Here is a 21002-nt window from a genome sequence, read left to right on the forward strand (position 1 = left end):
ATTGAATTTGAACATAATGTGAACGGTTCGATCTTAAGTTGAGATAAAAAGAGCATCGTTGTATATAGCAGATGGATAGGTTTATTGGGACGGGTCACCTAATGAAGAGGGGAATATCGATAATTGACATTGATTACGATAAAAACCTAACATGAAACCATATAACATAGAAATTCCACATTGGATTTTCCATAGAAACAGGTAAATACAGATGAAATCTAGGAAGTTTATTGTTTTTTATGATAATTATTTACATAAGCCGTAAGAAAAGTTAACAAGGAAATATTTTTGAAAAAGTTTGCATTATATGCACACATTTTTCTTCCCAAAACATTAATATAGGAGTATGATATAAGAAACGACACAATCAGGTGATCGAATTCTAATATAAAGGGGCAGATCTATTATGACAGTATCAGTTATTCAAGAAACTCTAAATCCCTATGAGATAGCACAACAACAAGTTGATGCAGCGGCAGCATTACTTAATTTGCCAGAGCATATTGCGAATGTATTGAAGCGCCCAATGCGCGTTCTTACAGTAAACTTTCCTATAAAAATGGATGATGGTTCTGTTCGTGTATTTGAAGGATACCGAGCTCAACATAATGATGCGATTGGACCTACTAAAGGTGGAATTCGTTTCCATCCAGATGTGACATTGGACGAAGTAAAAGCACTCTCCATGTGGATGAGTTTCAAATGTGGTGTAGTTGGTCTGCCATACGGTGGTGGTAAAGGTGGAGTTATTTGTAACCCGCGTGACCATAGTAAAAATGAATTAGAAAGAATTAGCCGTGGTTTCATGGAAGCCATTGTTTCTATCGTTGGTCCGCACAAAGATATTCCTGCTCCAGACGTTTACACTAATGCTCAAACTATGGGTTGGATGATGGATACGTACAGCAAGCTTACTGGTGCAAACGCTCCAGGTGTAATTACTGGTAAACCGCTAATTCTTGGTGGTTCAAAGGGTCGTAATGAAGCGACTGCTCAAGGTTGTGTATACACAATTCTTGCATCGCTTGCAGATATGGGCAAAACTGCTAGTGAAGCTACAGTTGCTGTTCAAGGTTTCGGTAATGCTGGCCGTATTGCAGCTCGTCTGCTTGATGAAGCTGGTTGTAAAGTAGTAGCGGTAAGTGATTCTAAAGGTGGTATTTACGATCCTAAAGGACTAGATCTTGCTAAAGTTGGAGAGCTTAAAGATACCGCTTCTATTCTTGACTATGGTAAAGAATTCCATATCTCTAACGGCGATTTGCTTGAGCTTGATGTAACGGTTCTTATTCCTGCAGCTCTTGAAAATGTAATCACTGCTGCTAATGCAGATTCGATTAAAGCGACAATTGTTGCTGAAGCAGCTAATGGCCCTACTACTCCAGAAGCAGATCGTGTGCTTACAGAAAAAGGAATCATTGTTATTCCAGACGTACTTGCCAATGCAGGTGGCGTAACGGTTTCTTATTTCGAGTGGGTGCAAAACTTGGCGAACTATTACTGGAGCGAAGAAGAAGTACTAGAAAAACTAGAAGTTAATATGATTAACTCTTATAAAGCAGTTCGTGATTTGGCGAAAGAATATAATGTAAATCTTCGTAAAGCTGCTTACATGATTGCGATTAAGCGGATATCAGCAGCGATGGAAGCAAGAGGCTGGGTCTAATAAGGTAATTCAAAAAGCGGACTTTGAAAACGATGATTCGCTCTGTAGCTTAGTCGACATCGAATATGAAACGAACTTGGAAAGTACGGTTCGCGTGTACCAAACATGTACACTTGCGCTTCCGCCTTTCTCAAGTAGCGTTTCATCTTCTTGGTTCTGAAAGCCCGCTTTTTGAACCGTTATTGGAAGAGGAAGTTCAAAAAACGGACTTTGATAACGATGATTAGCTCTGAAGTTTTGGGCGACTGACCGCTCGTGTACTTGTGTTGTACACGTTGCTGGGTTTTGTTACATTGCCTGTGATTACATGTTAATGTTCGGTAGTATAATTAGAAGGGTGAGTTTTCAATATGACTAAGCGGATTCGCGTTGGAATTATAGGATACGGCAATCTTGGCCGTGGAGTTGAATTAGCCATCGCGCAAAATCCGGATATGCAGTTGGATGCAATTTTTACTCGAAGAGATCCTGCAACCATTTCTTCGAATACAAAAGCATATTCGATCGAAGATACAACAAAGTTTATTAATGACATTGATGTCATGATTCTATGTGGAGGCTCTGCAACAGATCTTCCTGAACAAGGACCGCAATTTGCCAAATTGTTCAACGTAGTTGACAGCTATGATACTCATGCCAAAATACCAGCTTACTTCGATGAAGTAAATGCTTCTGCTAATGAAGGTGGAAAAGTAGCGGTAATTTCAACGGGGTGGGACCCAGGATTATTCTCTTTGAACAGATTGTTGTTTGAATCTATTTTGCCTGAAGGTAATGGTTATACGTTCTGGGGCAAAGGAGTAAGCCAAGGGCACTCCGATGCGGTTCGCCGTGTTGCAGGAGTGAAGAATGGAGTTCAGTACACGATTCCTGCTGATAAAGCAGTGCAACGTGTGCGTAACGGTGAAAACCCTGAGCTTACTACTCGTGAGAAGCATCTTCGTGAATGCTACATTGTAGCAGAAGAGGGCGCTAATATTGACCAAATTAAAGCAGACATTGTTTCCATGCCTAACTACTTCGCAGATTACGAAACTATCGTTAATTTTATTACCGAAGAAGAATTGAAAGCTAATCACTCTGCTATGCCACATGGTGGTCTTGTACTACGTAGCGGTAAAACAGGTCAAAATAATAATCAAATTATGGAATTTGGTTTGAAATTGGAAAGTAATCCTGAGTTCACATCTAGTGTACTTGTCGCTTACACTCGTGCAGCTTACAAGCTGGCGCAAGAAGGACAAAAGGGTGCTAAAACAGTATTTGATATTCCTTTCGGATACTTGTCTCCAAAATCAGCAGCTGAATTACGTAAAGAGTTATTGTGATGATGAACGGAAATCAGTTAGCAGCTTATATTGATCATACATTGCTTAAGGCTGATGCCACTGAGCAAGCGATTATTCAATTATGTGCAGAAGCCAAACAATATCGTTTTGCAACAGTATGTATTCATCCGTGCTGGGTAAAGCTTGCAGCAGAGCAACTACAGGCTGATAGCGATGTAGGTATTACAACGGTAATAGGATTTCCGCTTGGAGCAAATGCAACATCAATTAAGGCGTTAGAAGCACAGCAGGCTGTAGCAGACGGCGCAACTGAAATTGATATGGTACTCAATGTCGGTTACTTAAAAAGTAGGTTATTAGGTGCAGTCAAATCGGATATTGCAGCTGTTGTAGATGCTACAGGTAATGAGGCAATTGTGAAGGTTATTCTAGAAACAAGTTTACTTACGAACGAAGAAATCACTACTGCTTGTCAGTTAGCTGTAGAAGCAGGAGCTCGATATGTGAAGACTTCTACCGGATTCAGCTCAGGCGGTGCAACAACAGAGCATATCGCTCTAATGAGGCATACTGTAGGTGAGCATGCTGGGGTGAAAGCTTCTGGTGGTATTCGTGATTATGAGACAGCAGTAGCGTTGATTCAAGCTGGAGCTACTCGAATCGGAGCTAGCGCTGGTATAGCAATTGTTAACAAAGCAGAAGCAACAGCTAGTGATTACTAAAGCAATGACAAAAGAGGCTGTCTCAAAAGTCATTGGAAAATGATTTTTGAACATAGTAGAAGTATAAGAATTTAGAGGGGAAGCCGAAGGCTTTCCCTTTTTAAGTTTAATGTTTTTGTTGCGACTTACTCAAAAGAGGTTATTAGACTTCGAGTAGTAGGAATTAGTGTAGCTGTAGCGTCAAAATTGTTGTTACAGACTTTGGTGGGTAAAGTGGGTGCGAAAGATAACTTCAAATAAAGGTTCAAAACAGTGGGCTGTCAGATTCGATGTCGACTATGCTACGTCAGCATAATCATCGTTATCACAGTCCGCGGTTTTGAACTATCCTTCTCAAATAAGTTTATGCTTATACCACTTGTCGCCTCGGAACCTCCACCAAAATATAACCCCGCGCACGGCCCATTCAGAGACCATTGCAATCCATACTCCGATTAATCCATAGTTAAGAGTAACGCCTAATATGTATCCGAGAATAATTCGGAATAACCACATTGAAAGCAGAGCAGTAATTGAAGTGAATTTAGAATCACCAGCAGCTCGTAAAGCTGATGGTAAAATAAAGCTTATTGACCATACCAATGGCTGAGTGATAGATAACAGTAGAATAAGCTGATAAATATCCGGGATGATTGATTCAGGCGGCGTGTAAATATTTACGAGCATCGGGAACAGCAATAAAATTATGATCGTAATAAACACGAAGAAAATACTAGATAAGCCTATAAACGACTTGATGAATTTCCTGGCATCGCCAATTTCTTTTCTTCCCATACATTGTCCAACAACGGTAACTATCGCTACACTTAAGGCGGTACCACCAATTTGAAACAGCATAGATAATGAATTACTAATGGCATTGACAGTAATAGCTAGTGTACCAAACTGGACAATAAAGGTTTGTGTTAGCAGCTTTCCACCATTAAAGAACAGTTGTTCAGCAGCAAAGGGTAACCCGATATACATTATTTTTTTCAATAATGAAATATGGATCTTAAACATGCTTCGAAGCTTAATATGTAGTGTCTGGTTAAATCGAATCAAATAGATAAGCGATACTGCCGCACCTAATACACGAGCGACAATTAAGGAAATCGCAAGCCCAAGCACACCCATATCGAGTAATGTAATAAGAATGATATTGAAGATAAAGTAGGAAAGATTAAGAGTTAATGATAGACCCAAGGAAGCTTTCGTATCACCGACACCTCTTAATACGCCGACAATCGATTGATATACGGCGATAAACGGATAAGAGATACAGCTTCCAATAAGAAAGATTTTAGCATTGGCTAATACATCGGCATCTGCACCACCGAAAAGACTATTTAGAATAGGTGAATGAAATATAATCGCAAATAGACTGATTACAATAGAAATAACGATAACTGATGATATCGCTTGTGAGGCGGCCCGAGACGCTTGCTTAGCATCTCGCTTGCCCTTATATTGCGCAACGATAACTGTACCGCCTGTAGCTACTGCGATAAATACACTAATAATAAACATATTCAATGAATCGACAACACTAACAGCACTAACGGCGGCGATACCCGAAGAGCTGATCATTGCTGTATTCAATATACTAATTAATACGATGAAGGCAGAATCTACAAATATTGGAATCGTAATGCCAAAGATCTGCTTGTAGTTCATTGAATTTCCTGTGAAATATTTATTCATAAGGAATAGGAAATTTCTTTGTACATAGGCATTAATCTTGAACATAATATCATCTCGTTTCGATCTTGCTGAAGTGATCATAATTATATAAGTGATCTATGTTCATTATAGCACTGTTGTAAATCGTATACATCATCATTTAAGAGGGACGGATCAATTACTTTAGAGGTTAATAATGGGATTAGTAAAAGGATCTATATCCTCTTCATACTGTCCCTCATCGTATTCAATAATACTCCACACATTGGATTGGAAAATAAGATCGTCGACATAATTACTATAGTCTGAATAAATGTGATCATTAATTAGCTTAATTTCTATTGCATGCTGTACATTTTTGAATTGAGCAGGAATAGCTTTTTGGTGCTCTGTTTTTAGAATAATGGTATAACCATAGTAGGTTGAAACGACATCACTTAATTCATTAATCTCGAGTGCAAATGCAACCTCTGATATTTCATCATCCATCTCATCATAGGTGAAGTACCCCAAATCTCCTCCGTCTTCAGCAGAGTAATCTGTGCTGTGCTGCTGCGCTAATCGGATAAAACTAGCACCGTTATGGAGTTCTGTTATCATTTTATTTGCTAGATCAAGATCATCTACAACAATTTGTGAGGCGCGAATTCGTTCGGGAGAGAGTCCGATTTTCTGCTTATTTTGTTCAAAGTAAGTAGAAATCTCTTCATCCGTTACGGAAATATGCTGTTGTAAAAGTAATCGTGTCATTGTTGGAATAACTAATGTTTTTTTGAAGTCATCCGTTGTCATTTCATAATAATCAAGATAATCCTGAAATTCCTCTTCTGTACCATAATCTATTTTCGAAGCAGCTAATTGATCGAGCAAATCTTGATCGGTAAGAGTAATTCCTTGTTTAGCGGCTTCTTGAGTAACCACCTCGTTCTCAATTAGAAGATCGATTTCATCAATTAATAGATCAGGATAGAAATCAATCAACGAATCAAGCAATTGCCCCTCGGAAAATTCAACTTCATTAACGATAGCTACAGGAGGATAGTCATTTTCAGAAGAGACCCATGATCTAACAAGTAATAATACAATCGCAAAAATTGCAATAATGAGTAAGCAACTCAAAATAATTGTTGAGATGATCCAACCGTAAGTTGGTGCTTTGGGAGGAGGTTGATAATTGGGCTGACCATCGTAATGGTAGGGTTCATAATGGTTCATCGAACAGTACTCCCTTCACTGCATATAATGAGTTATTATATCGTCCACTTGATGATGATTCCAGCTTGAGTTAATCCACCACCGAATCCATAAAGTAGCAAAAGATCATCTCGCTTAATTTTATTTTCCTTAACAGCGAGATCAATTGCTAACGGAATGGTAGCTGACGATGTATTGCCATAATGCACAAGACTATATAATGTATGCTCCAAAGGGAAATCGATACGCTCACAGATGGATTCTATCATTCTAAGGTTGGCACTGTGAGGAACAAACCAATTCATTTGATCGAGAGTCATATTGGCATTATGAAGTAAGCTAGCTATTCCTTTTGGCACAGAGGTCACTGCCCATTTATATACCTCACGCCCATTTTGCACAATTTTTTCCGTAGCTTGCAATTGCGTTTCATTCATCGAGGAAGAGAGACTAGTAACATATAGATTATGGCTTTTATCGCCTTCTGAATCTAGATGATATGCCATAAAACTGGGATTATGTTCATCATACTCAACTAGCATGGCACCGCCTCCGTCTCCGAACAGGATACATGTTGAGCGGTCAGTATAATCAGTAACTTTAGATAGTGTTTCTGCCCCAATAACAAGAACTTTCTTGTGTAGTCCAGATGAGATCAAAGCGTTCGCCATATGCAGTCCATAAGTAAATCCAGCACATGCTGCATTAAGATCGATTGCACCAGCTTGCTGTATACCTAGCTTTGCTTGAATCAGATTAGCGGAACTAGGCGTCTTGAAATCTGGAGTGAAGGTACATGCAATGATCATATCTACATCGTCTATCGTTTTATTATATCGTTGCATTAGATCTAGTACAGCCTGGTAGCCGATATCACTTGTGTATTCATGCTTGCTAGCTATTCGTCTTTCACGAATACCAGTACGACTAATGATCCATTCATCATTCGTATCTACAAGTTTTTCTAAATGTTGATTTGACATTATTTGTTCTGGGACATATGAACCGACAGCAGTAATTTTAGCTTTCGATTGATGCATCATAACACCTCCTAAAATTTTTGTTACCTACTCGAAGTGCTTCCTGCAACAAAAAGTCGCATCGAAAGCATACGCTAAAACTTTTTGTAGCTTCCTGAAGTACATCCTGATAACAAAAAGTAGCAACGGAAGCATAACCTATCTTTTTTGTTGTAATTATTGTAACACAATGTTAGTACCAAGTACTAGTATCAAGTGTTAATTCGGAGCGAAAAAAAACTAGCAGGCGTAAGACGGAAGTAATGACTTCTCTCTTATCATGCTAGTTTTAATGTATAAGAATTAATTGGTAATCGTTTATTCGACCGCTGTATCTACTTCTGCAGCCGGAGTTAAATTGTTTGTAACTTTAGCTTTAGTTTTTAATTCTTCAATATAAGTGCTGATATTTGGATAAACAGCTTCGTTAATAAGTTTAATTTTAATGGAATCTTTGATCATGTCAAATGTAATTACAGTTTCTGGATTGTGACCTGTGTTCTTAATAATATGGTAACCATATTCACTTTGAACAGGTTCACTTAACTCATCAAGTTCAAGTGCAAATGCTGCTTCAGAGAATTCAGGAAGCATTTGTTCACGTGAGAAGAATCCTAGGTCCCCACCAGTTTGAGATGTTGAATCGGGATTGCTTGCTGCAAATTGAGCGAAATCAGCACCATCTTTCAATTGAGCTACAATATCATCAGCAGTAGCTTTATCCTCTACAAGGATATGCGATGCACGAACTTGCTCTGGAGTGCCACCCAAAGTAGCTTTGTTTTCTTCGAAGTGTGCTTCTGCTTGTTCGTCAGTAACTGTTACAGTTGATTGAAGTAATAAACGTAATAAAACAGAAGTTTCTAATTGTTTTTTCAAATCATCTTCTGTCATGCCATAATTAGTAAGAAAGGAATTGAATGCCTCGTCAGTGCCAATGTCGAGCTTCATTGCTGCGATTTCATCTGTAATATCTTTATCTGTCATGGAAATGTTTTTTGCTTTAGCTTCTTGATTTAGAACTTCTTCAGTAATCATATTATCTAAAATGCTATTAACGTCTGCACTAGAGAGTTCTTGAAAATTATCGAAGAAAGTTTCTTTTGTAATTTTCGTTCCATTTACGGAAGCGATAGTTGTACTTTTACCGCCAAATGGGAAAATCATAACGACAACGAGTACGATAGCAAGTACAATTGCTGCGATCATCCAAATCGGATTGCTACCGCCTTTTACTGGTGCTGCAGAAGTTAGTACTTCTGATGTTGAAGCCATAGCTTGATTAGATGTTACAGCTTCTTTTCCCGCAACCTCTTGGTTACTAGACACTCCTGAAGATTGCGTTTCTTTATTGTCCATTACGTAAAGCCCCTCTCAATATATAAAAGATATGCTATTACTATATCAAATTTTACAATGAAAAACATTAATATAACATTAAATTCAATAAAAGCTGGAACGGACGGGTTCAGATAGATATATTGCTTACTATTAATATGATGTATAATTGGTCTAATACTTAGAGATAGATATAACTAGAGTGTGGGAGGAAATGCCGTGCGTTCAAGGAAGTTCGTGTTGTTACTCTTAGGAATGACTATGGTTTTTCCTATACTATTATATTTTTGGATAAGTTCACTGCAGTTAGCTAATCCATCAACTACTATTTCTTCATTAATAGTAGTTATAGCAATAGTTGCGATACTAGCTATTGTCATATCTGTAGCCATCGGAATAGTCGCCCAACAAGTGAGAAATATTAAATTAATATTTGTGTCGCTAGCGTATGCATCTTTGGCAGCGATGGTCTTATTACATGGTCTTGCTTTACCGGCATTACTGAATGAACATCTGCAAAATAGTTATATTTATGCTCAGTTAGGTTTGGTGCTTTCATCGATATGGCTATGGCTTAGTTCATTGTCGGCTGATCATCGCTTAGTTCGTTGGCTTACAACTAAAAAAACATTGTTATTACCGACATGGTGCGTAGTATTAGTTGTGCTAGGTACATTAATTTGGATGTTTCCCGATCATCATTTGCTAGACTTTATGTATAGTGAATTTGGAAAACGTCTATTCACATTATCTATTCTATTGTTCAATACATGGACGGTATATCGGCATCTTATTACATATATGGCATCTCGATTTTCGCTTCAATTGGCGCTTGTCTATAGTACCGGTTGGATGAACACTGCACAGATCGTACTGATTACAACATCTCCAAGTAATTTGGGATGGTGGGGTTATCATATTTTATTATTCCTGTCTGTTATCGCTGTAACATTAATGATTATTGGGGAATATAAGCATGGAGAATCATTATCAATATCTATTAAGAGATTGTACCGCGCAGATCCCGACAGTTGGATTCAGACGTATTTGACACCAAGCGTGAAGGATTTAGTAATAAAAACGGAGACTAAAGACGCCTATACAGCAGGTCATAATTATCGAGTGACAGTATATGCTTTGAAGCTAGGAGAAGAATTGGGACTTTCTTCTACACAGTTGAAATCTATTGCACAAGGTGGACTCGTTCACGATGTAGGCAAATTACATATTCCTGATTATGTATTGAACAAACCAGGGAAACTAACAGATTCAGAACGAAAGCTTATCGAGAAACACCCGGTTGATGGCTATAATATGTGTAAGCAAGTTGGATTTATGATTGAAGAGTTAGCGATTATTCGTTCTCACCATGAAAGATGGAATGGAACGGGGTACCCCGATCGACTTGTTGGAGAAGATATTCCGTTAGTTGCTAGAGTAACGGCGGTAGCAGATGTATATGATGCATTGACCTCTTCTCGTTCTTACCGGACAGCAATGTCACATGAAAAAGCGATGAATATTTTAATCGAAGATAGCGGAAGTCATTTTGATCCACAATGTATTGCAGCTTGGAAAAAAATTGTTGAAGATGAGAAAGGTTTTTTTACACAAATACTCTCAAATCATCTCGATGTGAAACGAGTTTTAAGCTAAGTTACAAAAAGTTTAAGTATACGCTTCCGAAGTGACTTTTTGTTAGCTAAGAAGTTACATAGGCAGCTACAAAAAGTTTTAGTATACGCTTCCGAAGTGACTTTTTGTTAGCTAAGAAGTTACATAGGCAGCTACAAAAAGTTTAAGTATATGCTTCCGAAGTGACTTTTTGTTAGCTAAGAAGTTACATAGGCAGCTACAAAAAGTTTTAGGAGGGCTGCAATTGAATCGGTTATCCTTACGAACTAAAGGCATTATTATTGTTGTTATTATTTCACTAGTTCCGTTACTGATTGCTGGTCTATATAATTATTATACAGTCAAGCAAGATATGATTCAGACAGAAATTGAAAAAGTGCTGTTGAAGCAAGAAAGTCGCTCTTTTGTTACGAATGCTTGGCTTAATACTCGTATTGCTGAAGTACTTGTGATGAGTCGTACTGCAGCGATGAAATCGGGACAGGTCGATGAAATTATGAAATATTTAGCAAACGAGCAACAAAAAAACCAATTTTATTATGATCAAATTGGTTTTTTTGACATGACTGGAAAAGTTTCAACTCTTAACGAAATACCCGAAAAGTTTGAAGATACATCCGCCTTTCTCCCAGTGCTTGACGGAAAAATTATTATTACTGATCCGTACTTGTCTCCTGTCACTAATGATCTAGAAAGCTTTCTTGCCGTGCCTGTATATTCTGATAATGAGAAAATTATCGGTGCGATGTATGTATCTTATAAATTCCGGGTTGCCAACTATGTAGAATCATTGCAAATTGACGAAGGTGAATTATATTTGTATAACAATAAAGGGGAGCTTTTGTTTGCGAATGATTCCGGTTCAATAGATCCGCATGTTATGGAGCAATTACATAGGCAACTGGAAAATATCACGATTGGTCAAAATGCTAATACTTCAGGAAGTATGAAATTCGATATAGAGGGTCAATCCTTTATGTTATTTTATCAACAAATTAAAGATACGAAGTGGATCATAATTGAAATAATAGATTCTTCGGAATTAGAAGAGATAGCTGCACCGACGTTATGGAGAATAATGGTCACCATTGGCTTAGCGGTCATCATTATTGCCCTTGTTTTCTATATTTATTTTGAAACTATTATTACTCGATTACAAGATATATTACGTGTGACGAAACTAGCGGCTGAAGGATCATTTGATGCTGAACATCTCGATGCAAACAGTAATGATGAAATCGGGAATTTAGCTAACTCTGTTAATGGTATGATGGGGCGATTACAAGTTATGTTTAATCGACTGGATGCCGTTATTAATCAAAATAAAAGTCCAGTCGTCGTTATGGATGAACGATATTATATTACGTATATTAATAAGGCTGGGGAAGATCTTATAGGCTATTCTAGTGAAGAGCTAGTAGGGAAAATTACACCACTATATTTTATGGATTTGGATGAAGTGAAACTAAGAGCAGAGAAACTATCTGAGCAGCTTGGCCGGAAAATTCAACCAGGGGTAGAATTATTTATAGAGTTGCGCAAACAGCATTCTAATTATGATTTTGAACTATCGATATTCAGACGCGATGGGAAAAGAGTTCCAGTCTATAATCGTTCTAGTAGCTTGACGGATAGAAAAGGGAAATTAACAGGGATCATTGCAATAATGACTGATCTTTCAGAACAAAGAGCAATTGAAAATGTAAGAAATAGATTACAGCTTATTGTTGAAGCAGCGATGGATTTGATTGCATCTGTAGATCGACATGGGCAACTTATCTATATTAATGAAGCAGGCAAAAAAATGTTAGGAATTGAACATAATGAGTGGGAAATGCAAGCAATATCGAAGTATTTACCTAGTCATTTGTACCGAATATTAGTAAGAGGTTGTATACAGGCAAAAAAACACGGATTTTTTGAAGTAGACGCACAATTCCATAACAGTAAAGGTAAACATATTAATGTCTCAATAGTTATTGTTGCACATCGAGATTCGTATAATGGTGATTTCATGTATTCTTGTATCTCGCGAGATATTACAGAGCAAGTAGAAATTCAAGAGCAATTGGTACAAGCAACTAAATCTGCAGAAGAAGCTAGTCGAGCGAAAAGTAACTTCCTTGCGCTAATGAGTCATGAGATTAGAACCCCATTGAATGGGATTATTGGGTTGTCGCAGCTGCTACAAAAGACAGAATTAGATGCCCTGCAGAGTGAGTATGCTAATCGTATGAAAGACTCATCAGATATGCTATTGAATATTATCACTAGTATTCTTGATTTCTCGAAGCTTGAAGTGAATATGATCGAACCTGACTTTACTGTATTTAAATTACGAGATATTATGAATCATTTGGCAGATCAATTAAGTGTATTTCTAGGTGGAAAAGAGCAGTTTGAATTCAAAATAGAACTTGCTCCACAAATTCCAATCCATATGCTAGGTGATTCATTACGATTAGAACAAATACTATCTAATCTTTGTGTTAATGCGATCAAATTCACAAAACAAGGAATTGTTGAGCTAGATATTGTCATTACCGAGGAAACGGATGAGCGAATCGTACTGAAATTTTCTGTTAAGGATACGGGGATAGGGATGAGTGACGAGCAACTACAATATCTGTTCAAGCCATTCACGCAAGCGGATTCCTCTACGACACGAAAATATGGTGGAACTGGATTAGGTTTGGTCATATCTCGGGATCTCGTTCAATTATTAGGAGGGCAATTAGTTGTCGAGAGTAAATATGGAGAAGGTAGTACGTTTACGTTTGAACTACCGTTCCTAAAGGTAGAACATCAACAGACGGTGGAAGAATCCCTTATTACTCATCCATTAGATGGCTTAGTTTGGATCGTTGAAGATAGTGATATTATGGCAGATTATTGGAGTAAGTGGCTAGCCTTTCAGAAGGTTCCGTCTATTCGAATGAAAACATGGAAGCAGGCTTATTACAGATTACTTCGATCTGGTAAGGGCGCTTATCCAACCTTTATTATGCTTGATATGGAAATGAATGATATGTATGGTATGGAAACATGGATTGATTTTCATAAAGAGGCATCAAGCAAAGGAATTTCAATGATTGTCATTACAACTGCATTTGGTCGAGAAGAATTGCTATTGCTGGCTGGAGATCAACAGCCAGAACGAATATTGACGAAGCCGATTACGGAAATGCGATTTATTGAGGCTTTCCAACCTAAATTGGTGAAAGAAAGAGAACCGCAGCGCATAAAAGCCCGGGCGATCGCGGAAGAAGATGAACCTATCATTGCAGCGAAAACTAACGTTTTACTTGCAGAAGACAATAAGGTGAATCAACTTGTCGCCGTTGAAATGCTGAAGCATTGCAATTGTAATGTGACGGTCGCGAGTAATGGTATCGAAGCGATAGCATGCTTAGAAAAAGAAGATTTTGATCTTGTATTTATGGATATTCATATGCCTGAAATGGACGGTATGGAGGCTGTACGACAAATTAGAAGTAATCCCAAATATCATAATCTGCCAATTATCGCACTTACAGCTAATGTGCTCGTTTCTGATCATGAGCAGTATATGTTAATAGGTATGAACACTGTAGTTACGAAACCGATATCGATGGAACAACTTCAGTATATTATTAACAGCTATACATTGATGCCAAATTTTGCGGCAGCTACTAATGAAAGTGGACATAGTATTCCGGATCAAGAGCGAGTATTGCAACGATTGTTATTACTCACAGTCGTACAAGCTGATACAGCAATAGAGCGGTTGAATGGTAAAGTTAATATTTATATTCATATGTTAAAGCAATTTATCGAAGAATATACAGACTTTGTCTCTCGCATGCAAAACTATCTAGCACTAGAGCAATATGAGGAAATCAGTAGGGCATTTCATACGTTGAAAGGTGCGTCGAGTTATTTGTCAGCACCAACATTATATGATCTTGCCTTGGTCGGCGAACAGCTAACAAAAGAAAAGAAAATTGACAAGATTGGTCGAAATTTGGAGATGATTGACTATGAAATCATCCTTTTTGAAGGACAAGTGAGAAAAGTGTTAAGTGAAGCTAATAATATTTAACAATTTCCTCATAATATTCTAACAAATAGATTGAGGACGAGTGAAGGATGTTGTATTATTATAGTTATAATCTATTAACCTATTTACGTTTTAAATTGTGCAGCATATGGTGAGGGTGACGTGAATGTATAAGGTTCTTATTATTGAAGATGATGTTATGATGAATAACATGTTGTCGATGTACTTAACCGAAGAGGGTTATGAAGTGCAGCAAGCATTCAATGGGACAACTGGTCTGCATACGACATTTCACTTTAGTCCGCATATTATTTTATTAGATCTTATCTTGCCAGATATTGATGGTATTTCAATTTGTACGGAAATACGATTGACTTCTAACGTGCCTATTATGATTTTATCTATGAAAAGTGAGATTTCTGAACGAGTTCAAGCATTAAAGGCTGGAGCAGATGACTATTTGTGCAAGCCGTTCAGTATGCATGAATTAACTGCAAGAGTAGAAGCACTCATTCGGCGCTCCATTCAAACAATCGATACACTAGCTAGTAATATGGAAGTGACTGTCGAAAAATATGCAGATGCGATCCGTCTAGATCATGAACGTCGTCTATTAATTGTACGTGAAGAGCCAGTGGAAACAACCTTTTCAGAATATGAAATTATGAGATTATTTTTGTCGGCACCTAGAAAGGTGTTTAGTAGAGAAGAGTTAATAAGTACATTAAGAGGCTTTGATTCATTTGTAACGGATCGATCCATAGATGTGCATATTGTTAATTTACGAAAGAAGATAGAACAAAATCCAAGAGAACCACAGCTTATCAAAACAGTATGGGGATTTGGTTACAAGTATTCCCCGAGTATATAATGAAAATAGCGCTAGAAGTTTATTTTCTCTTCTTAGCGCTATTTTCTATCGAAACTATGAAACCTCCAAGTAAAGCTTCGTACCGTCATTATATTGCAGAATCGCTACATCACGAACCATTTCCACAGATTTAATAGATTTCCATTTTTTTCGGAATGCAAAATCAAATTCAAGTTCATTTAATTTATTGTTAAGTCTTTGATAGTTATGTGATTTCTCAGCTGCACAGAAGACAGGCACGGATTGACTTTTATAAGTAATTATTTTAACCATATACGATGGCCTCCTAAATCTTTATATCTTTATTATATGTAAATAGATTTAAGAGGACATGAATATAGAGTTTAAATAGTGTTTATTATTCTAATACTAATCTAACAAATGAATATAGTAATTTATGAAAGCTAAGATAGCGAGATGAAGTGGGTAGAAGCTACGCCATAACCAGCTTGGGGCACGCCATTGACTAAAATTTTGAATTACATTCGGTTTGAACGCTATAACATACGTGATGATCATACTAAAGAATTGTACTAGCCACGAATTGTACACCATAAATATGATCTCAGCGATAAAATGAATGGTTATCATTGCTGTTGATGACAAGTAACGATAAATCAGCATAAGAACTAAAGCATATGCGCCATAATCAAACGGAATCAATTCTAGCAATACAACGCCAGCAATTGTAGCTAGTGCTCTAATAGTTAGCGGTAGCTTCTTCATATCCAACATTTTTAACGTAAGAAGACATATTAATAAGGTGGCAATGACATTAAAACGTAATACATCAAAAGTAAGTTGATAAGGAATCTGAGAAATAAGAGCGAGTAGACCAATGCGCAGCACATATTTCTTAAAACTTCGAGTGCGATGATAGCCGACAACCATCAGATATACGTAGATCGGGAACGATAGACGGCCTATTATTCTTAGTGTATGCTCTTGTGGAAAAAAGACTGCTCCTATATGATCGATCAGCATGGTGAGCATGGCGAGCCATTGCATAGTATAATCTCCTTCCGTAAGATGTAGTTCAAAAAGCGGACTTTGATAACGATGATTATGCTGACGTAGGTTATTCGACATCGAATATGAAGCGAACTTGGGAAGTATAGCATAAGCTTCCGATGTATGTTTCTTGCAGAAACATTGTAGGGCCGCGTGTACCAATAACGTACACTTGCGCTTCCTCCTCCCACAAGTAGCGCTCCATCTTCTCGATTTTCGAAAGCCCGCTTTTTGAACCTTTATTTGAAGCTTCGTGCTAAACATTATCCGCTCGTGTACTCGTACCGTACACGTTGCTGGGTTTTGTTTCACTATAATTAGAAGAGGTAGCTCAAAAAAAGCTGGAAGTGTTGAGCTTCCAGCTTTTCATTGTATGATTATTCGTTAATTGTTGAATTGACAAGATGAGACGTACAGTGCTTACAACGCGTTGCTTTAATAGGAACTTGGGATAAGCAATGAGGGCATTCTTTTTCTGTAGGAGCTTTAACTTCCGCTACCTTCTCTTTTTCCGTTATACGACGTAAATGATTAATCCCTTTAACCATAAAGAAAATACATAGTGCAACAATTAGAAAATCTAATATCGTATTTATAAATGAACCGATGTAAATTCCTGGTTGTACTCCGACTGATCCATCGTCTAGCAATGGCGCTTCTCCAATCGGAATCATCAAATCTTTGAAATCTGCGTTATTAATAAGTGCACCTACTGGTGGCATAATAATATCATTAACGAGAGAAGTTACAACTTTACCGAACGCTCCACCGATAATGACACCGACAGCTAGATCAATAACATTCCCCTTTACTGCAAACTCTTTAAACTCTTGTAATATCTTCAACACAATTCCTCCCAAAACTTTTTATTAGCTAGTTAATGTGCTACCAGTGAATAAAAAGTAGCATCGAAAGCATAAACCTAACTTTTATAATCTATTTCCTCAATCTAGCATTGATACGCCACTATTTCAACAATTATATAGTGTGCCAGCTACTTTGGCGGGTGATACTAAGCTTTGGAATTGTATCGTTTTTCCAATCTTTTTCCACCCAGCCAAAGAATGATTATACCAATGATAGAGGCAACAATACGCCAAGGAGCTTCGAAGAGATTAGCGATATCGAAGCTAATTAATCCGATAAATAAGATCATCATCGCTTTACCTAATGCGAAGGATACGAGAAAAGTATGGAATGGTAATTTACTTAGCCCTGCAACGATCGTTATTAATACAGATGGTGTAAATGGGAAACATGATAATAGAAATAACGGTGTAAAGCCTTTATGTTCTACCCATCCGAAAATTTTCTTCATAGATGGGAATCGACGTTGCAAGCGATCTCCAAGTTTGTTGCCATACTTACGACAGATTAGAAATATACAAATTGCGCCTCCCATAATGCCTATCCAAGAAAACAGCATCCCGAAACCAATGCCGTAGATATTGACATTAGCTGCAATAATTACAATTAACGGCAGGAAAGGCAAGAAAGCTTCAAAGAAAGGGACGAGAATTCCTGGTAATGGACCAAGGCTGGACAAGCTTTTCAAAAATTGTTCAATTTGCTCTAAGGTCATGCTAAGTTTCTCCGTTCTCACACACAATTAGAATTTGATTCTTTAACTTTAGATTAGAAGGTTGAATAAGATGGGATCTTTGTTGAGATCAACAAACTGATAGCCCTTTGTCTGCATACGCTCAATTAATGAGGCGTAATCTTCGCGATACTTTAATTCGATACCAACGAGTGCAGGTCCGTTATCTTTATTAGATTTTTTCGTATATTCAAATCTTGTAATATCATCATTTGGTCCAAGTACTTGATCTAGAAATTCACGCAGCGCCCCTGCTCGTTGAGGGAAGTTTAGCATGAAATAGTGTTTGTAGCCTTCATAGATAAGCGAACGCTCCTTAATTTCTTGCATTCGATCGATATCGTTATTACCACCACTAACGACACATACAATGGTTTTCCCTTTAATTTGTTCACTATATTGATCAAGCGCAGCAATAGTAAGTGCACCAGCTGGTTCAGCGACAATGGCATTTTCGTTGTATAGATCAATAATAGTTGTACATACTTTGCCTTCATTAACTGAAATTACATCATCGAGCAGTTCTTTGCAAATTGCAAAAGTATGGTCACCCACTCGTTTTACTGCGGCACCATCGACGAATTTATCAACCTGTTCTAATGTCACGACTTCATTACGAGCTAAAGCTAGCTGTAGCGATGCTGCGCCTTCAGGTTCTACACCAACCATTTTCGTAGAAGGAGAAATGCTTTTTACATAAGAGCTTACGCCTGCTGCAAGACCGCCACCACCAACGGTGACGAACACATAATCAGGACTATGTTCGATATCATTCAATATCTCTTGACCAACAGTACCATTACCTGCAATAATCATACGATCATCAAAAGGATGAACAAAGGCGTATCCACTACGCTCACATTCAATCATTGCTTCATTATAAGCATCGTCAAATGTATCACCTTTTAGTATGATTTCTACATTATTTCCACCAAAAAACTGCACTTGCTTCACTTTTTGGCTAGGAGTAGTGCTAGGCATATAAATTTTACCTTTAATTCCTAGAGCGTGGCAGGAGTAAGCAACGCCTTGTGCATGATTACCGGCGCTAGCGCATATTACTCCAACTAGTCCCTCTTGTTCTGTTAATGAACGAATAAGATGGTAAGCTCCGCGAATTTTGAATGAACGAATGATTTGCAGATCTTCACGTTTTAAGTACACCTCACAGTTATAGCGCTGTGATAATACACGGTTATATTGAAGTGGTGTGTGTGCAATAACATCTTTTAAGTGCATATGAGCTTGTACAATTTCTTCTAGTTGTATTTTGACGTTGGAATCATCCCATGAGTTCATCTATGAAAACCTGCCTTTATGTTAATTGATTTGAGTGTATACGATTGTACTATTATATCATTATGTATAACACAATACAGAGGAGTGAAAAAAGTTGAAGAAGAAAATTTTTATAACGTTTATCGTTATCATTGTTATAGTCGTAGCTACTATCTTTGCTTTGAAGCAGTATATAAGTCCGAGCCAACAACTGACGATGGAATATACATCCATTAATGTTGAAGAGAAGATAGTGAATATGGTTACTAATCTCAACAACGAGGTTCGCTTATCTGAGCAAGAAATTGATTCATTAATCAAACAAAGTATGGATCAACAGCTTAATGCTTATACGTATATTAATGGTGCAAATTTCTATGTTGAGCATAATATTTTATATGCAGTATTAAATGTGACGCTTTATAATAAGCTGGATGCTGAAATTTATGTTGCATATGACGTACAATGGGACGGCTCTGGGCTACAATTATTACCACAATCACTTTCAGTTAAAGATATCTCATTGCCTACTTCATGGCTAGAAACTATTGTCGTACCGATCTATGATGAAACGGATTCTATCGTTACCATTTCAAGTCTAATTAATGAAGGTAGAGAGATCGTCATTAAGCTACAATTAAATCTGTTTAATTAGGTAAGCAAGTAAAATGACAAACGCTAGAATGAGCAGCTAAAGTTGACGTGTTTTCATAGTTGTGGAAGTCAGTAGACAAATAACTAGTCATGCAGTAACATTTGTAAGGCAGACTATAATGTAAGGCATATGCAAGAGGAGAGATTGATCTGGAATCATCGTTATTACTCACGTTTAAGTCACCACCATTTCCATATTTTATTGAATCTAATTCTCATACTTACGAGGTAGGAGAAGAACATCCTAATCGTGCAAATATTGGTATTTTTGATATGTTATATGTTCGAGAGGGCTGTCTGTATATTGCAGAAGATGATCATAGATGGGAACTACATGCTGGAGAGGTATTAATTCTGCGTCCAGATGCTTGGCATTATTCGTACGAACCGTGTACAAGTCGTACAACATTTGATTGGCTACATTTCCAAACTGCTGGACCGTGGGAAGAAGTAGAAAGCTATGAGCAAGGGACATTACGAGGGGATTACTATACTTATGCACTTCGTGTACCTAAGCATGTGAAGCTACAAGCTACTACGGAAATGCGATTAATGCTAGAGGCTTTACATGAAGCTGCTAGAAATAGTTCTCATGCTGCCTTTTGGGATCGTCAGCAACGCTTTCTACATTTATTACAAATGCTCGATGAAGGCTGGAGAAGTGATACTGCTAAAGCATCCGTAGTTGTGGCAGAAAAAGCGGCTGCTTATTTGAAACGTCATTATCGTCAGTCAATTAGTAATCAAACATTAAGTGATGCGTTAGCACTACATATTAACTATATTACTCGTAGTATGAGTGATGTATTCGATTGTACGCCACAACAATATTTACTCTATTATCGAATCGATCAAGCTAAGCTACTCCTTATTAAGACAGACTGGTCAATCGCCCAAATAGCAATCGAATCGGGCTTTAAGCAGACGGCACATTTCTCCAGACTGTTTGCCAATCAGGTGGGGTTATCACCGCTGAGATATCGTAAGAAGTTTACGCATTAGGGTTGCCATGAATAATTTACCT

17 protein-coding genes are annotated in these 21002 nt (G+C 37.6%); 8 read left to right on the forward strand and 9 right to left on the reverse strand.

The genetic code is table 11. The features are described 5' to 3' along the window. Nucleotides 1-406 precede the first annotated feature (406 nt). From AC1TO5_RS06600 to deoC, 3 genes are all read left to right on the forward strand, one after another. Nucleotides 407-1666: a Glu/Leu/Phe/Val family dehydrogenase gene (locus AC1TO5_RS06600; RefSeq protein WP_482062011.1), complete on the forward strand. Its 1260-nt coding sequence runs from the start codon at nt 407-409 to the stop codon at nt 1664-1666. Nucleotides 1667-2016: 350 nt separating this feature from the next. Further along, nucleotides 2017-2994: a diaminopimelate dehydrogenase gene (locus AC1TO5_RS06605; protein WP_482062012.1), complete on the forward strand. Its 978-nt coding sequence runs from the start codon at nt 2017-2019 to the stop codon at nt 2992-2994. A gap of 2 nt (nt 2995-2996) precedes the next feature. Then, nucleotides 2997-3677, forward strand: coding sequence for a deoxyribose-phosphate aldolase (gene deoC / locus AC1TO5_RS06610; RefSeq protein ID WP_482062482.1), 681 nt, complete (start codon nt 2997-2999; stop codon nt 3675-3677). A 333-nt stretch (nt 3678-4010) separates the two neighbouring features. Here the strand turns inward: deoC and AC1TO5_RS06615 are convergent, their stop codons facing one another. The 4 genes from AC1TO5_RS06615 to AC1TO5_RS06630 form a co-directional block, all read right to left on the reverse strand. Then, nucleotides 4011-5405: an MATE family efflux transporter gene (locus AC1TO5_RS06615; RefSeq protein WP_482062013.1), complete on the reverse strand. Its 1395-nt coding sequence runs from the start codon at nt 5403-5405 to the stop codon at nt 4011-4013. A gap of 117 nt (nt 5406-5522) precedes the next feature. Continuing rightward, nucleotides 5523-6554 (reverse strand): peptidylprolyl isomerase, encoded by a 1032-nt coding sequence (locus AC1TO5_RS06620; protein WP_482062014.1) that lies wholly within the window; start codon nt 6552-6554, stop codon nt 5523-5525. A 35-nt stretch (nt 6555-6589) separates the two neighbouring features. Further along, nucleotides 6590-7573: a beta-ketoacyl-ACP synthase 3 gene (locus AC1TO5_RS06625; protein WP_482062483.1), complete on the reverse strand. Its 984-nt coding sequence runs from the start codon at nt 7571-7573 to the stop codon at nt 6590-6592. Between the two features lie 297 nt (nt 7574-7870). Continuing rightward, nucleotides 7871-8911, reverse strand: a complete 1041-nt coding sequence (locus tag AC1TO5_RS06630; RefSeq protein ID WP_482062015.1) for a peptidylprolyl isomerase — start codon at nt 8909-8911, stop codon at nt 7871-7873. 198 nt (nt 8912-9109) lie between these two features. Between AC1TO5_RS06630 and AC1TO5_RS06635 the strand changes: the two genes are divergently transcribed. The 3 genes from AC1TO5_RS06635 (at nt 9110) to AC1TO5_RS06645 (ending at nt 15435) form a co-directional block, all read left to right on the forward strand. Next, nucleotides 9110-10546 carry an HD-GYP domain-containing protein gene (locus AC1TO5_RS06635; RefSeq protein ID WP_482062016.1) on the forward strand — a complete coding sequence of 479 codons (1437 nt, stop codon included), beginning with the start codon at nt 9110-9112 and terminating at the stop codon, nt 10544-10546. Nucleotides 10547-10769: 223 nt separating this feature from the next. Continuing rightward, nucleotides 10770-14606 carry a response regulator gene (locus AC1TO5_RS06640; protein ID WP_482062017.1) on the forward strand — a complete coding sequence of 1279 codons (3837 nt, stop codon included), beginning with the start codon at nt 10770-10772 and terminating at the stop codon, nt 14604-14606. 124 nt (nt 14607-14730) lie between these two features. Next, nucleotides 14731-15435, forward strand: a complete 705-nt coding sequence (locus AC1TO5_RS06645) for a response regulator transcription factor (RefSeq protein ID WP_482062018.1) — start codon at nt 14731-14733, stop codon at nt 15433-15435. Nucleotides 15436-15489: 54 nt separating this feature from the next. Here AC1TO5_RS06645 and AC1TO5_RS06650 read toward each other — a convergent pair whose 3' ends face one another. The 5 genes from AC1TO5_RS06650 to ilvA all read right to left on the reverse strand — a co-directional run bounded on the left by AC1TO5_RS06650 (nt 15490) and on the right by ilvA (nt 19345). Continuing rightward, entirely contained in the window at nt 15490-15708 is a 219-nt protein-coding gene (locus AC1TO5_RS06650; RefSeq protein WP_482062019.1) for a hypothetical protein, read from the reverse strand. Nucleotides 15709-15804: 96 nt separating this feature from the next. Further along, nucleotides 15805-16443 carry a TraX family protein gene (locus tag AC1TO5_RS06655; RefSeq protein ID WP_482062020.1) on the reverse strand — a complete coding sequence of 213 codons (639 nt, stop codon included), beginning with the start codon at nt 16441-16443 and terminating at the stop codon, nt 15805-15807. A 380-nt stretch (nt 16444-16823) separates the two neighbouring features. Then, nucleotides 16824-17294 carry a large conductance mechanosensitive channel protein MscL gene (gene mscL, locus AC1TO5_RS06660; protein WP_482062021.1) on the reverse strand — a complete coding sequence of 157 codons (471 nt, stop codon included), beginning with the start codon at nt 17292-17294 and terminating at the stop codon, nt 16824-16826. 164 nt (nt 17295-17458) lie between these two features. Next, complete coding sequence (locus AC1TO5_RS06665) at nt 17459-18028, reverse strand: TVP38/TMEM64 family protein (protein ID WP_482062022.1); 570 nt, start codon at nt 18026-18028, stop codon at nt 17459-17461. A gap of 48 nt (nt 18029-18076) precedes the next feature. Next, on the reverse strand, nt 18077-19345 hold the full coding sequence (gene ilvA / locus AC1TO5_RS06670) for a threonine ammonia-lyase IlvA (RefSeq protein ID WP_482062023.1): 1269 nt from the start codon (nt 19343-19345) through the stop codon (nt 18077-18079). Nucleotides 19346-19439: 94 nt separating this feature from the next. Between ilvA and AC1TO5_RS06675 the strand changes: the two genes are divergently transcribed. Both AC1TO5_RS06675 and AC1TO5_RS06680 read left to right on the forward strand, forming a co-directional pair. Then, nucleotides 19440-19979 carry a hypothetical protein gene (locus tag AC1TO5_RS06675; protein ID WP_482062024.1) on the forward strand — a complete coding sequence of 180 codons (540 nt, stop codon included), beginning with the start codon at nt 19440-19442 and terminating at the stop codon, nt 19977-19979. Between the two features lie 272 nt (nt 19980-20251). Then, on the forward strand, nt 20252-20980 hold the full coding sequence (locus AC1TO5_RS06680; RefSeq protein WP_482062025.1) for a helix-turn-helix transcriptional regulator: 729 nt from the start codon (nt 20252-20254) through the stop codon (nt 20978-20980). The last annotated feature ends 22 nt before the right edge of the window (nt 20981-21002 follow it).

This window comes from Paenibacillus sp. Y930 (genome assembly GCF_056786375.1).

Coding starts and splice junctions, on each gene's coding strand:
- AC1TO5_RS06600 (WP_482062011.1), top strand. CDS start 407: ATGACAGTATCAGTTATTCAAGAAACTCTAAATCCCTATGAGATAGCA.
- AC1TO5_RS06645 (WP_482062018.1), top strand. CDS start 14,731: ATGTATAAGGTTCTTATTATTGAAGATGATGTTATGATGAATAACATG.
- AC1TO5_RS06615 (WP_482062013.1), bottom strand. CDS start 5,405: ATGTTCAAGATTAATGCCTATGTACAAAGAAATTTCCTATTCCTTATG.
- AC1TO5_RS06650 (WP_482062019.1), bottom strand. CDS start 15,708: ATGGTTAAAATAATTACTTATAAAAGTCAATCCGTGCCTGTCTTCTGT.
- AC1TO5_RS06655 (WP_482062020.1), bottom strand. CDS start 16,443: ATGCAATGGCTCGCCATGCTCACCATGCTGATCGATCATATAGGAGCA.
- AC1TO5_RS06680 (WP_482062025.1), top strand. CDS start 20,252: ATGTTATATGTTCGAGAGGGCTGTCTGTATATTGCAGAAGATGATCAT.
- AC1TO5_RS06625 (WP_482062483.1), bottom strand. CDS start 7,573: ATGCATCAATCGAAAGCTAAAATTACTGCTGTCGGTTCATATGTCCCA.
- deoC (WP_482062482.1), top strand. CDS start 2,997: ATGAACGGAAATCAGTTAGCAGCTTATATTGATCATACATTGCTTAAG.
- ilvA (WP_482062023.1), bottom strand. CDS start 19,345: ATGAACTCATGGGATGATTCCAACGTCAAAATACAACTAGAAGAAATT.
- AC1TO5_RS06605 (WP_482062012.1), top strand. CDS start 2,017: ATGACTAAGCGGATTCGCGTTGGAATTATAGGATACGGCAATCTTGGC.
- AC1TO5_RS06630 (WP_482062015.1), bottom strand. CDS start 8,911: ATGGACAATAAAGAAACGCAATCTTCAGGAGTGTCTAGTAACCAAGAG.
- AC1TO5_RS06620 (WP_482062014.1), bottom strand. CDS start 6,554: ATGAACCATTATGAACCCTACCATTACGATGGTCAGCCCAATTATCAA.
- AC1TO5_RS06665 (WP_482062022.1), bottom strand. CDS start 18,028: ATGACCTTAGAGCAAATTGAACAATTTTTGAAAAGCTTGTCCAGCCTT.